The organism is Pseudomonas sp. NPDC089422 (assembly GCF_044749405.1).
GTDB lineage: Bacteria > Pseudomonadota > Gammaproteobacteria > Pseudomonadales > Pseudomonadaceae > Aquipseudomonas.
The window spans coordinates 12,704-25,588 of record NZ_JBIVHW010000009.1; the positions used below are offsets into that span (position 1 = coordinate 12,704).

The window sequence follows — 12,885 nt, forward strand, 5'->3', positions numbered from 1 at the left end:
CCATGCAGATTTCGGTAAATGAGTTCCTGACTCCCCGCCATATTGATGTGCAGGTAGTCAGTCCGACCCGCGCCAAGATTACGCTCGAGCCTCTCGAGCGTGGTTTCGGCCATACCCTGGGCAACGCGCTGCGCCGCATCCTGTTGTCCTCCATGCCTGGCTGTGCAGTAGTCGAGGCCGAGATCGATGGCGTACTCCACGAGTACTCCGCGATCGAAGGTGTTCAGGAAGACGTAATTGAAATCCTGTTGAACCTGAAAGGCCTGGCTATCAAACTGCACGGTCGTGACGAAGTTACGCTGACCTTGTCGAAAAAGGGTTCGGGGGTGGTTACCGCTGCCGATATTCAGCTGGATCACGATGTCGAGATCGTCAACCCCGATCACGTAATCGCGAACCTGGCGTCCAACGGCGCCCTGAACATGAAGCTCACCGTAGCTCGTGGTCGTGGTTACGAGCCGGCTGACTCCCGTCAAACCGACGAAGACGAAAGCCGTAGCATTGGCCGTCTGCAGCTGGACGCTTCGTTCAGCCCGGTGCGTCGTATCGCCTATGTGGTCGAAAACGCCCGTGTTGAACAGCGTACCAACCTGGACAAGCTGGTCATTGATCTGGAAACCAACGGCACCCTGGATCCTGAAGAGGCTATCCGCCGCGCTGCGACCATCCTGCAACAGCAGCTGGCCGCGTTCGTCGACCTCAAAGGTGACAGTGAGCCTGTCGTAGTCGAGCAGGAAGACGAGATCGATCCGATCCTGCTGCGCCCGGTTGACGACCTGGAACTGACTGTACGTTCGGCCAACTGCCTCAAGGCGGAGAACATCTACTACATCGGCGACCTGATTCAGCGTACCGAAGTAGAGCTGTTGAAGACTCCTAACCTTGGCAAGAAGTCCCTGACTGAAATCAAGGACGTTCTGGCCTCTCGTGGTCTGTCTCTCGGCATGCGCCTCGACAACTGGCCGCCTGCAAGTCTTAAGAAAGACGACAAGGCGACCGCCTGATCGTCGTAATCACCGAACGTAGTGTTTGGTAAGGAATGAATCATGCGTCATCGTAAAAGTGGACGTCACCTGAGCCGTACCAGCTCTCACCGCAAGGCTATGTTCCAGAACATGGCAGTGTCGCTGATCGAGCACGAGCTGATCAAAACCACCCTGCCGAAAGCCAAGGAACTGCGCCGCGTTGCCGAGCCGCTGATCACCCTGGCCAAGGAAGACAGCGTTGCTAACCGTCGTCTCGCCTTCGACCGTACCCGTTCGAAGTCCGCTGTTGGCAAACTGTTCAACGACCTGGGCAAGCGTTACGCCACCCGTCAGGGCGGCTACCTGCGCATCCTGAAGTGCGGTTTCCGCGCTGGCGACAACGCGCCTATGGCGTACGTCGAGCTGGTTGATCGTCCGGTCGGCGGTGCTGTAGAAGCTGCTGAGTAAGACGTTCTGTCTGCTACAAAGAACCGGGCCTAGTGCCCGGTTTTTTGTGTCTGCAAGTATTGTTTATTTCTATTGATACAAGTCATGTAATGAATTAGTTCTGAAACGACCGCTCGTCGATACTCCTTCTCAAGCCGTTAGCCGGCACCTGAAAACCGATAAGGAGAGCCCATGAGCAAGATTCTCACCACCGCCAGCGGTGCACCTGTAGCCGACAACCAGAATTCCCGCTCCGCCGGCCCACGCGGCCCGCTGCTGCTCGACGACTTCCACCTGATCGAGAAACTCGCCCACTTCAACCGTGAGAATATCCCTGAGCGCCGTGTGCATGCCAAAGGCTCGGGTGCCTACGGTACCTTCACCGTCACCCGCGATATCACCTCGCACACCAGCGCCAAGCTGTTTGAACAGATCGGCAAGCAGACCGAGACCTTCCTGCGCTTCTCGACGGTTGGCGGCGAGCGCGGCTCGGCGGATACCGAGCGTGACCCACGTGGCTTTGCGGTGAAGTTCTACACCGAGGAAGGTAACTGGGACATTGTTGGCAACAATACGCCGGTGTTCTTCATCCGCGACCCGCTCAAGTTCCCCGATTTTATCCACACCCAGAAGCGCCACCCGCAAACCAACCTGAAGAACGCCCAGATGATGTGGGACTTCTGGTCGCACTCGCCCGAAGCACTGCATCAGGTCACCATCCTGTTCTCCGACCGCGGTATCCCGGACGGTTACCGGCACATGCACGGCTTCGGCAGCCACACCTACAGCCTGATCAATGCCCAAGGCGAGCGCACCTGGGTCAAATGGCACTTCAAGACCCAGCAAGGCATCAAGAACCTGGCACCGGCCGACGCTGCACGTCTGGCCGGTACCGATCCGGACTATGCTCAGCGTGACCTGTTCGAGGCCATCGAGCGTGGCGACTTCCCGCGCTGGACCGTGTGCATCCAGGTGATGAGCGAGGCCGAGGCGGCCAACCGTGACGAGAACCCGTTCGACGTGACCAAGACCTGGTCGCAGAAGGACTACCCGCTGATCGAAGTCGGTGTACTGGAGCTCAACCGCAACCCGTTGAACTACTTCGCGGAAGTGGAACAGGCGGCGTTCGGCCCGAGCAACATGGTCCCGGGTGTCGGCCTGTCGCCCGACCGCATGCTGCAGGGCCGCGTATTCGCTTACGCCGATGCACACCGCTACCGTGTGGGTACCAACCACCAGCAGCTGCCGGTGAACGCCCCACGCAGCCCGGTGAACAGCTACCAGCGCGATGGTTCGATGGCGATGGGCAGCTACGGCAGTGCGCCGAACTATGAGCCTAACAGCTACGCCGATGCGCCGAAGCAGTCGCCACGCCACGCCGAACCCGCACTGACCCTGAGCGGCGCAGCGGACCGCCACGACCACCGTGAGGACGACGACTACTACAGCCACGCCGGTGCGTTGTTCCGCCTGATGAGCGACGAGCAGAGGGCGCTGCTGATCGGCAATATCGCCGGCACCATGGCGGGCGTCAGTGAGGATGTCATTCAGCGCCAGTTGCAGTACTTCTTCAAGGCCGACCCGGCCTACGGCGAAGGCATCGCCAAGGCATTGGGCGTGACGCTCGCCTAAGTCGAAGTGATAAGAAGAACCGCCCTCATTTGGGCGGTTTTTCAATGAATATCACTACTGTTTAGCCGATTTTTTGCATCTAATTGCGCGTTTTTCAGTGACCGAGCGCAAAAGCTGGTTCACACTATGTGCATCAAGCCGTTTTCACAGGGAGAATCAGGGCGATGCAAGGTCACCCGGACGTTATCAACTACCTCGTCACGTTGCTGAAGGGCGAACTGGCGGCTCGCGACCAGTACTTCATCCACTCGCGCATGTACGAAGACTGGGGCCTGTCCAAGCTCTACGAGCGTATCAACCACGAGATGGAAGAAGAGACGCAGCACGCGGATGCCCTGATGCGCCGTATCCTCATGCTCGAAGGCACGCCCGACATGCGCGCGGATGACCTCGAAGTGGGTAGCACCGTGCCGGAAATGATCGAGGCCGACCTCAAGCTCGAGTACAAGGTGCGCGGCGCGCTGTGCAAAGGCATCGAGCTGTGCGAATTGCACAAGGACTACATCAGCCGCGACATCCTGCGCGCGCAGCTGGCTGACACCGAAGAAGATCACACCTACTGGCTGGAGAAGCAGCAGGGCCTGATCAAGGCCATCGGCCTGGAGAACTACCTGCAGTCGCAGATGTAAGTTATCCACAGCTTCACGAAAAAGCCCCTGGCACCAACGGTACCAGGGGCTTTTTCATGTCTCCCACAAACGTCAGGCCCGGTCACGCTCCAGCAGCGGCTTGAGGTAATGCCCGGTATACGACTGTTTCATCTTGGTCAGCTCTTCCGGTGTACCACAGGCAATGATCTGCCCGCCTTTGGAACCGCCTTCCGGCCCCAGGTCCACCAGCCAGTCAGCGGTCTTGATCACATCCAGGTTGTGCTCGATCACCACCACGGTGTTGCCGTGGTCACGCAGGCGATGCAGAACGTCCAGCAGCTGCTGGATGTCGGCGAAGTGCAGGCCGGTGGTCGGCTCGTCGAGGATGTACAAGGTCTTGCCGGTGTCGCGCTTGGACAGCTCACGGGACAGCTTCACCCGTTGCGCCTCGCCACCGGAAAGGGTGGTCGCCGATTGCCCCAGCTTGATGTACGAAAGGCCCACGTCCATCAGCGTCTGCAGCTTGCGCGCCAGCGCCGGTACCGCATCGAAGAACTCGCGGGCATCCTCGATGGTCATTTCCAGGACCTCGTGGATGTTCTTGCCCTTGTACTTGATCTCCAGGGTTTCGCGGTTGTAGCGCTTGCTCTTGCACACATCGCAAGGCACGTAGATATCCGGCAGGAAGTGCATCTCGACCTTGATCAGGCCGTCGCCCTGGCAGGCCTCGCAACGGCCGCCCTTGACGTTGAACGAGAAGCGCCCCGGGCCGTAGCCGCGCGAGCGCGATTCCGGCACGCCGGAGAACAGCTCGCGAATCGGCGTGAAGATGCCGGTGTAGGTCGCCGGGTTCGAGCGCGGCGTGCGCCCGATCGGACTCTGGTCGATGTCCACCACCTTGTCGAGGTGCTGCAGGCCATCCATGCTGCTGTGCGGTGCGGCTTCCAGGCTGCTCGCGCCGTTGAGGGCGGTGGCGGCGAGGGGGAACAGGGTGTTGTTGATCAGCGTCGACTTGCCCGAGCCGGACACGCCGGTCACGCAGGTCAGCAGGCCGATCGGGAGTTCCAGGTCGACGTTCTGCAGGTTGTTGCCACGTGCGCCCTTGAGCTTGAGCTGCAGCTTCTTGTTGCGCGGGGTGCGCTGGGCCGGCACGACAATCTTCTTGCGCCCGGACAGGTATTTGCCCGTCAGCGAATCTGGGTGGTCCATGACCTCTTGCGGCGAGCCCTCGGCGACGATCTGGCCGCCATGCACGCCGGCACCTGGGCCAATGTCCACCACGTAGTCGGCCAGGCGGATGGCGTCCTCGTCGTGTTCCACCACGATCACGGTATTGCCCAGGTCGCGCAGGTGGTTGAGGGTGGCCAGCAGGCGGTCGTTGTCCCGTTGATGAAGACCGATGGATGGCTCATCGAGGATGTACATCACCCCGACCAGGCCGGCACCGATCTGGCTGGCCAGGCGTATACGCTGGGCCTCGCCGCCAGACAGCGTGTCGGCACTGCGGTCGAGGGTCAGGTAGTCGAGGCCGACGTTGACCAGGAACTGCAGGCGCTCGCAGATCTCCTTGAGGATCTTCGCCGCGATCTCGCCGCGGCGCCCGCTCAGGGTCAGGTCACCGAAGTAGTTGCTGGCTTCACCGATCGGCAGGTTGGTCACCGCCGGCAGAGTCTTCTCGCCAACCCACACGTGGCGGGCTTCGCGGCGCAGGCGAGTGCCGCGGCAATCCGGGCAGGGCTGGGTGCCGAGGAACTTGGCCAGCTCTTCACGCACGGTGGCGGATTCGGTCTCGCGGTAGCGGCGTTCAAGGTTCGGCACGATGCCTTCGAACGGGTGCGAGCGCTTGACGATATCGCCGCGGTCGTTGAGGTACTTGAAGTCGACGCTCTGCTTGCCGCTGCCCTGCAGGATCACCTTCTGGTGCTCGGCCGACAGTTCGCCGAATGGCTCCTCCAGACTGAAGCCGTAATGCGCGGCCAGCGAGCCGAGCATCTGGAAGTAGTACACATTGCGCCGGTCCCAGCCACGAATCGCGCCTTCGGCTAGCGTCAGTTCGCTGTTGACCAGCCGTTTGGTGTCGAAGAACTGCTTCACGCCCAGGCCGTCGCAGGTCGGGCAGGCACCGGCCGGGTTGTTGAAAGAGAAAAGCTTCGGCTCCAGCTCGCTGATCGCGTGGCCGCATACCGGGCAGGCGAAACGTGCGGAGAAGATCATCTCTTCGCCGGGCTCGTCGTCCATGGGCGCCACCAGGGCGATGCCGTCGGCCAGCTTCAACGCGGTCTCGAACGACTCAGCCAGGCGCTGCTGCAGGTCGGCGCGGACCTTGAAACGGTCCACCACCACGTCGATGCTGTGCTTTTTCTGCTTGTCCAGCTTGGGCAGTTCGTCCAGCTCATAGAGCTTGCCGTTGACCCGTGCACGGACGAAGCCCTGGGCGCGCAGCTCGTCGAACACCGCCAGGTGCTCACCCTTGCGCTCGCGCACCACCGGTGCCAGCAGCATCAGCTTGCTGCCTTCCGGGCGCTCCAGCACCAGGTCGACCATCTGGCTGATCGTTTGCGCTTCCAGCGGAATATCGTGGTCCGGGCAGCGTGGCGTACCGACGCGGGCGTACAGCAGGCGCAGGTAGTCGTAGATTTCGGTGATGGTGCCGACGGTGGAGCGGGGGTTGTGCGACGTCGACTTCTGTTCGATGGAAATGGCCGGCGACAGGCCTTCGATGGTGTCGACGTCGGGCTTTTCCATCATCGACAGGAACTGCCGGGCATAGGCCGACAGCGATTCCACGTAGCGGCGCTGGCCTTCGGCGTAGAGGGTGTCGAACGCCAGGGACGACTTGCCGGATCCGGACAGGCCGGTGATCACGATCAGCTTGTCCCGCGGCAGGGTCAGGTCGATGTTCTTCAGGTTGTGGGTACGGGCCCCACGAATCAGGATCTTGTCCACTGCGGCCTCGCTCGGCGGGCATAAACAAGGAAGTATACGGCGCGCTGCCAGTACGCGGCAAAGCGTCGCGTAGATGCCGTCAGGCTGTCGGACTGATAGAATCGCCGCCGGTTCACACGAGGTTTATCCATGCACGACACCCACAACGAGCGCATGAGCAGCGGCGAAACCCGCGCTGCTAGCGGCCTGGCCCTGGTCTTTGCCTTTCGTATGCTGGGCATGTTCATGGTCTTGCCGGTGCTGGCCACCTACGGCATGGACCTGGCCGGCGCCACCCCCGCGCTGATCGGCCTGGCCATTGGCGCCTATGGCCTGACCCAGGCAGTATTGCAGATCCCGTTCGGGATGATTTCCGACCGCATCGGCCGCCGGCCGGTGATTTACCTGGGGCTGGTGGTCTTCGCCCTGGGCAGCCTGTTGGCGGCCCAGGCCGACTCCATCTGGGGCGTGATCGCCGGGCGAATCCTGCAGGGCGCCGGGGCAATTTCCGCTGCGGTCATGGCCTTGCTCTCGGACCTGACCCGTGAGCAGCACCGGACCAAGGCGATGGCGATGATCGGCATGAGCATCGGCCTGTCGTTTGCCGTGGCCATGGTCATTGGCCCATTGCTCACAAGCCACTTCGGCTTGTCAGGATTGTTCCTGGCAACTGCAGGACTTGCCCTGGTCGGGATCCTGTTGATCGCTTTCGTCGTACCCAATACCCACAGCACCTTGCAGCACCGCGAGTCGGGTGTAGCGCGCCAGGCCCTCGGCCCAACCCTGCGTCACCCGGACCTTCTACGCCTGGACGTGGGCATTTTCATCCTCCACGCCATCCTCATGGCCAGCTTCGTCGCGCTGCCCCTGGCGTTCGTCGAGCGCGGCGGCCTGCCCAAGGAGCAGCACTGGTGGGTGTACCTGACCGCACTGCTGATCTCATTTTTTGCAATGATCCCGTTCATCATCTACGGCGAAAAAAAGCGCAAGATGAAACGTGTGTTGGCCGGTGCGGTCAGTGTCCTGCTGCTGACGGAAGTGTTCTTCTGGCAGTGGTCTGACGGTTTGCGCGGACTGGTGATTGGCACCGTGGTATTCTTTACCGCATTCAACCTGCTGGAGGCCTCGTTGCCTTCGCTGGTGAGCAAGGTGTCGCCTGCTGGCGGCAAGGGGACGGCGATGGGGGTGTATTCCACCAGTCAGTTCCTCGGCGCCGCCCTGGGAGGAATCCTCGGTGGCTGGCTGTTCCAGCACGGCGGGCTGAACATGGTGTTCCTTGGTTGCGCAATCCTGTGTGCCATCTGGTTGGTCGTTGCCTTGCGCATGAACGAGCCGCCCTATGTGACCAGCCTGCGCATGCCGCTGACGCCAGAGGCAGTTCGGGAAGCCGGCTTGACCGAGCGCCTGATGGCCGTGCCGGGTGTGACCGACGCCGTGGTGGTGGCAGATGAAGCCGCCATCTATATCAAACTGGATACGAAAATTTTGGACCGTGCGACCCTCGAGCGACTGGTGAATCCAGCCTCTTCGGCGTGCGAAGCCTAGGAGAACGTTATGGCCCGTGGGGTTAACAAAGTCATTCTGGTCGGTACCTGTGGCCAGGATCCCGAAGTCCGCTACCTGCCCAACGGTAACGCCGTGACCAACCTGAGCCTGGCCACCAGCGAGCAGTGGACCGACAAGCAGTCGGGCCAGAAGGTCGAGCGTACCGAGTGGCACCGTGTGTCGCTGTTCGGCAAGGTTGCCGAGATCGCCGGCGAGTACCTGCGCAAAGGTTCGCAGTGCTACATCGAAGGCAAGCTGCAGACCCGCGAGTGGGAAAAGGACGGTATCAAGCGCTACACCACCGAGATCATCGTCGACATCAACGGCACCATGCAGCTGCTCGGCGGTCGTCCGCAAGGCCAGCAGCAGGGCGGTGACCCGTACAACCAGGGTGGCGGCAACTACGGTGGCGGCCAGCAGCAACAGTACAACCAGGCTCCGCCACGCCAGCAGGCCCAGCGCCCGCAGCAGCAACAGCGCCCGGCGCCACAGCAGCCTGCACCGCAGCCGGCGGCTGACTTCGACAGCTTCGATGACGATATTCCGTTCTGATCGAGCGGTAGGCGTCTAGCTGGAACAGAAACCCAGGGCAGTTGCCCTGGGTTTTTTTATGTCCTTCCCACAACCCCGCTCAATAAAACAACCGCGGCTCCGGCGAATCCAGCAGGCTCGCCAATTTGGTGAGGGCAAAGCCCAGCTCCTGGCGGGTGGGAGACATCAAGGCAATGCGCACGCCACAGGTGGCATGGCTGCGCTCGGACAGGAACTGGCTGCCGCTGACCACCGTGACGCCATTGTTGCGCGCCAGGTTGGCGAACTCGTCACTGGTCCAGGGCTCAGGCAGCTCCAGCCAGATGTGGAAGCTGTTGGGCTGGCTGCGGATCTGGTACTTGCCCAGGATCTCTCGCGCCATCTGCTGGCGTGCTGCCGCTTCCTCCTGCTGCACCTGCGCCAATTGGTCGGCCATGCCGCTGTTGATCAGGTTGCTGGCCAGTTGCGCCATCAATGGCGATGGCATCCAGACGCTGCTGCGTACCATCGACGATAGCCGCGAGAGGGTTTGCGGCGGGGCATACAGGTAGCCGATGCGCAGTGCCGGTAGCACGCTCTTGGACAGGCTGGTGAGGTACACCGACCGCTCAGGGGCATACGCGGCAAGCGGCTTGTAGTCCGGGGCGGGTTCGAGAAAGCCATAGATGTCGTCATCGACGATGAACAGGTCGAACTCGCGAGCGATTTGGGCGATGGCTTCGCGCCGCGCAGGGGGCATGATCGAGTTGGTCGGGTTCTGGTGCGTGGTGACGCACACCAGCAGCGAAGGGCGATGTTCCAGGCATGCCGCACGCAGCGCCTCGGGAATCAGCCCGAATTCGTCCATGGCCACGCCACGCAGGCGACGCCCCATGCTGTGGGCCAGCGAGATGATGCCTGGGTAGCAGAACGATTCGCACAGCACCACATCGTCGCTCTTCGACAGGCTGCTGATGGCCACCAGCAGGCCATGCTGGGCGCCGGACGTCAGCACCACCTGCTGCCAGCGGGCTTCGGGTAGCCAGCGCTGGATCCAGGCCGCACCGGCCTGCTTGTGGGTCGCATGGCCGCCCTCGGTGACATAGTCCAGCACCTGAGCAAGGTCGGGCGACTGGGCCAGTTCGTTGATGGCGCCGCGCAGCCAATCGGTCATGTGGGCGTCATTGGGCTTGATGATCGACAAGTCGATCTGCCCGCTCTCGCGCTCGGCGCAGCTGGGGCTGGGCCGTGCAGGCGCAAGCGGGGCAGGGGGCTGCGCCTGGCGTTGCGGCAGCACGAAAGTCCCGCGCCCAACCTCACCCACCACCAGGCCACGCTTGGCGGCTTCGTCATAGGCACGGCCAATGGTGCCGGGTGTCACGTCCAGTGACTCGGCCAGGTCCTTGAGGGTTGGCAGGCGTTCGCCAGCCACCAGCCGGCCACTGCCGATGTCCTGTTCCAGGGCGTCGGCGATCATCAGGTAGACCGGCTGCGCCAGGTCGCTGTAGTGAGGAACCCACATAGAAATGGCACCAGAATCTGCGAGAACGCGGAAGCCTAGCACGAAAGGTCTGATGGAAGTAATTGCGTTCTCTTACACGTAAATTGCCTCGATTTAGTCTGGTAGATCCTCCGGTCATCGGCATCGGAATGGCGCGTTCGTCAGAGCTCAAGTGGACTGGGCTTCAACGGTTTCACGTTGAAAAATCAGAAACCTTTTGAAATCAACGGTTTGATTTGATCGATTCAATCGCCTGCTTGCTAGGTTGATTAAATCTATTGAATCGATGTTATTTATGTAACTACAATGATTGAATCGATTCAATGCTCAAGGCCTCTCACCGGTTTCATAAAACAAAACATTTGCCGCACACACCGACTGGCCTCAGGCCAGCAAGCTGGAGTCCGATATGGAATGTTTAGGCGCCTTCTGGGCAGAACACTGGTTATTGGCGATCCTGATGCTGGGAGCTATCGCATTCGTTGCAGGCTTTGTCGACAGCATCGCCGGTGGCGGCGGGCTGTTTCTGGTGCCCGGTTTTCTGCTGGTGGGCATGCCACCGCAGGTTGCCCTCGGGCAGGAGAAACTGGTGAGCACCCTCGGCACACTCGCGGCCATCCGCAACTTCCTGGCCAACAGCAAGATGGTCTGGCAGGTGGCGCTGGTCGGGGTGCCGTTTTCATTGCTCGGGGCTTATCTGGGCGCGCACCTGATCGTGTCGATCCCCCAGGAAACCGTGGGCAAGATCATCCTGGCGCTGATCCCGATCGGCATTCTCATCTTCCTCACCCCCAAGGACAGCCCGGTGCAGGAGCGCGAACTGTCGCCGCGCATGCTGTTCACCGTGGTGCCGCTGATCTGCCTGGCCATCGGCTTCTACGACGGCTTCTTCGGCCCCGGCACCGGCAGCATGTTCATCATCGCGTTCCACTACCTGCTGCGCATGGACCTGGTCTCCAGCTCCGCCAACTCCAAGACCTTCAACTTCGCCTCCAACATCGGCGCCCTGGTGGCGTTCGTCATGGCGGGCAAGGTCGTTTACCTGCTGGCGCTACCGCTAGTGGCCTGCAACATCCTCGGCAACCACCTGGGCAGCGCCCTGGCCCTGCGCAAAGGCAATGAAGTGGTGCGCAAGGCGTTGGTGTTCTCGATGCTCTGCCTGTTTACCAGCCTGGGTGTGAAGTACCTGGCTTGACCCCCTTCTAAGGAGATAACTGATGAAAACTGCATTCGTGACCGGCGCTTCTTCGGGCTTTGGCCGGGCCATCTGCCGCACCCTGATCGGCAAGGGCTACCGTGTGATCGGCGCCGCCCGGCGCATGGACAAGCTGCAAGTGCTGGAAGCCGAGCTTGGCGACAATTTCATTGCGTTGGCGCTGGATGTCACCGATCCGCTGTCGATCGAGTCGGCGTTCGAACAAGTCCGTGCAGCCTCGCTGCAGATTGACCTGCTGGTGAACAATGCCGGGCTGGCGCTGGGTGTCGATCGCGCTCAGGTCAGCAGTAGCCAGAACTGGCAGCAGATGATCGACACCAACGTCACCGGCCTGGCGATGGTGACCCACAAAGTCCTGCCGCAGATGGTGGAGGCCGACAGCGGCATGATCATCAACATGGGGTCCATCGCCGGCACTTATCCGTACCCGGGTGGCAATGTGTATGGCGCCAGCAAGGCGTTCGTCCGCCAGTTCAGCCTCAACCTGCGCGCCGACCTGGCAGGCACCCGTGTGCGAGTGAGCAATATCGAGCCGGGGTTGTGCTCGGGCACCGACTTTTCGGTGGTGCGCCTGAACGGCGACCTGGAGGCCGTGCAAGCCCTCTACCGCGATGTGGAGGCCATCTTGCCGGAGGACATCGCCGCCACGGTGGCATGGATCGCCGAGCAGCCAGGGCATGTGAATATCAATACGGTCGAGATCATGCCGGTGGCCCAGAGCAGCGCGGCACTCAATGTGGCCCGTAACCTGCCGCGTTGTTTTTAGGATCTCACAAGCGCCATGAGTCTACAGGCATGCGACTGGATGCGGACTGAAAATATTCGGGCGAAGTATCTCTTTGTGTTGTAGGGCATTTCTGAAGCTGCTCTTGCGCCAACTATCTGCCACCGCCGTTGCTTAGTATCCATGTTTTCAAAGGAGTGGATCATGCAGCCAAGCAATGATGAGTTTGTTCAAAAGGAAATCAAACTGAAAGCTTCGGCAGGGGACTATCAGGTCCCCGGATTCAGCGAAGACTATGCGGCCTATCTTGAAGGTATCGACGATGGTGTCGGTTTTTTCGGCGGCTTGGCGATGGCGGTAGGTGGTGTAATTGCCCTCGTGGGCTTCAGTACAGCGGTTTTCGGCCCTGAGACGATTACTTACAGCAGAATGACTGGCCCGACCTTGCTTCAGTACGTGCAGATGTACCCAGGTCCGATATTCAGTGTGGGTGGAGCTCTTGTCGCTTTGGGTTCCCACCTTTACGGTAAAAGGGCCGTCAGCCGAGAGGTGTTTCTCTTGTCACGCTACAAACTTATCTCCCGCGACGGGAGAGATGTCAGTGGTGAGGTTCAAGTGCGTTATCTGGATGGCGATAAGTTCAATATGGCTATCAACTGACCAGTGCTTTGGCCAAGATTGTCAGGTAATTCGTAGCTGCATGCATGACATTGCCTGGTATGTTTAGGCCGGGTTCGCCGGATCGGGCGCGGCAGTGTTGGTCAATGGTTCGATGCCCCCCATGTCAGCAGAATGGGTCAGGGCACAACTGGTGCTCGCCTCACCATGTT

11 protein-coding genes are annotated in these 12,885 nt (G+C 60.9%); 9 read left to right on the forward strand and 2 right to left on the reverse strand.

Annotated features, from left to right (window positions below; all coding sequences use genetic code 11):
• Positions 1-2 precede the first annotated feature (2 nt).
• The 4 genes from ACIPZ8_RS17760 (at position 3) to bfr (ending at position 3,673) form a co-directional block, all read left to right on the forward strand.
• Positions 3-1,004 carry a DNA-directed RNA polymerase subunit alpha gene (locus ACIPZ8_RS17760; RefSeq protein ID WP_003255452.1) on the forward strand — a complete coding sequence of 334 codons (1,002 nt, stop codon included), beginning with the start codon at positions 3-5 and terminating at the stop codon, positions 1,002-1,004.
• A gap of 42 nt (positions 1,005-1,046) precedes the next feature.
• Positions 1,047-1,433 (forward strand): 50S ribosomal protein L17, encoded by a 387-nt coding sequence (rplQ, locus tag ACIPZ8_RS17765; RefSeq protein ID WP_003255451.1) that lies wholly within the window; start codon positions 1,047-1,049, stop codon positions 1,431-1,433.
• A 171-nt stretch (positions 1,434-1,604) separates the two neighbouring features.
• A complete protein-coding gene (locus tag ACIPZ8_RS17770; protein ID WP_400725675.1) occupies positions 1,605-3,044 on the forward strand; it encodes a catalase in 1,440 nt (479 codons plus the stop codon).
• Positions 3,045-3,208: 164 nt separating this feature from the next.
• Complete coding sequence (gene bfr, locus ACIPZ8_RS17775; protein ID WP_003257116.1) at positions 3,209-3,673, forward strand: bacterioferritin; 465 nt, start codon at positions 3,209-3,211, stop codon at positions 3,671-3,673.
• 72 nt (positions 3,674-3,745) lie between these two features.
• Here bfr and uvrA read toward each other — a convergent pair whose 3' ends face one another.
• Entirely contained in the window at positions 3,746-6,580 is a 2,835-nt protein-coding gene (uvrA, locus tag ACIPZ8_RS17780; protein WP_400725678.1) for an excinuclease ABC subunit UvrA, read from the reverse strand.
• A gap of 129 nt (positions 6,581-6,709) precedes the next feature.
• Between uvrA and ACIPZ8_RS17785 the strand changes: the two genes are divergently transcribed.
• Complete coding sequence (locus tag ACIPZ8_RS17785; protein ID WP_400725681.1) at positions 6,710-8,104, forward strand: MFS transporter; 1,395 nt, start codon at positions 6,710-6,712, stop codon at positions 8,102-8,104.
• A 9-nt stretch (positions 8,105-8,113) separates the two neighbouring features.
• Positions 8,114-8,656, forward strand: coding sequence for a single-stranded DNA-binding protein (locus ACIPZ8_RS17790; RefSeq protein WP_085677073.1), 543 nt, complete (start codon positions 8,114-8,116; stop codon positions 8,654-8,656).
• Positions 8,657-8,735: 79 nt separating this feature from the next.
• Here the strand turns inward: ACIPZ8_RS17790 and ACIPZ8_RS17795 are convergent, their stop codons facing one another.
• Positions 8,736-10,136, reverse strand: coding sequence for a PLP-dependent aminotransferase family protein (locus ACIPZ8_RS17795; protein ID WP_400725684.1), 1,401 nt, complete (start codon positions 10,134-10,136; stop codon positions 8,736-8,738).
• 388 nt (positions 10,137-10,524) lie between these two features.
• On the opposite strand from ACIPZ8_RS17795, the gene ACIPZ8_RS17800 reads away from it, so the two are divergent.
• The 3 genes from ACIPZ8_RS17800 (at position 10,525) to ACIPZ8_RS17810 (ending at position 12,715) form a co-directional block, all read left to right on the forward strand.
• A complete protein-coding gene (locus tag ACIPZ8_RS17800; RefSeq protein ID WP_400725687.1) occupies positions 10,525-11,310 on the forward strand; it encodes a sulfite exporter TauE/SafE family protein in 786 nt (261 codons plus the stop codon).
• Between the two features lie 22 nt (positions 11,311-11,332).
• The gene (locus ACIPZ8_RS17805) at positions 11,333-12,097 is read left to right on the forward strand and encodes an SDR family NAD(P)-dependent oxidoreductase (RefSeq protein ID WP_400725690.1); all 765 of its coding nucleotides are present in this window, start codon (positions 11,333-11,335) and stop codon (positions 12,095-12,097) included.
• A gap of 162 nt (positions 12,098-12,259) precedes the next feature.
• Positions 12,260-12,715 carry a hypothetical protein gene (locus ACIPZ8_RS17810; protein ID WP_400725693.1) on the forward strand — a complete coding sequence of 152 codons (456 nt, stop codon included), beginning with the start codon at positions 12,260-12,262 and terminating at the stop codon, positions 12,713-12,715.
• The last annotated feature ends 170 nt before the right edge of the window (positions 12,716-12,885 follow it).

Coding starts and splice junctions, on each gene's coding strand:
- ACIPZ8_RS17800 (WP_400725687.1), top strand. CDS start 10,525: ATGGAATGTTTAGGCGCCTTCTGGGCAGAACACTGGTTATTGGCGATC.
- ACIPZ8_RS17790 (WP_085677073.1), top strand. CDS start 8,114: ATGGCCCGTGGGGTTAACAAAGTCATTCTGGTCGGTACCTGTGGCCAG.
- ACIPZ8_RS17770 (WP_400725675.1), top strand. CDS start 1,605: ATGAGCAAGATTCTCACCACCGCCAGCGGTGCACCTGTAGCCGACAAC.
- ACIPZ8_RS17810 (WP_400725693.1), top strand. CDS start 12,260: ATGCAGCCAAGCAATGATGAGTTTGTTCAAAAGGAAATCAAACTGAAA.
- bfr (WP_003257116.1), top strand. CDS start 3,209: ATGCAAGGTCACCCGGACGTTATCAACTACCTCGTCACGTTGCTGAAG.
- ACIPZ8_RS17785 (WP_400725681.1), top strand. CDS start 6,710: ATGCACGACACCCACAACGAGCGCATGAGCAGCGGCGAAACCCGCGCT.
- ACIPZ8_RS17760 (WP_003255452.1), top strand. CDS start 3: ATGCAGATTTCGGTAAATGAGTTCCTGACTCCCCGCCATATTGATGTG.
- rplQ (WP_003255451.1), top strand. CDS start 1,047: ATGCGTCATCGTAAAAGTGGACGTCACCTGAGCCGTACCAGCTCTCAC.
- ACIPZ8_RS17805 (WP_400725690.1), top strand. CDS start 11,333: ATGAAAACTGCATTCGTGACCGGCGCTTCTTCGGGCTTTGGCCGGGCC.
- ACIPZ8_RS17795 (WP_400725684.1), bottom strand. CDS start 10,136: ATGTGGGTTCCTCACTACAGCGACCTGGCGCAGCCGGTCTACCTGATG.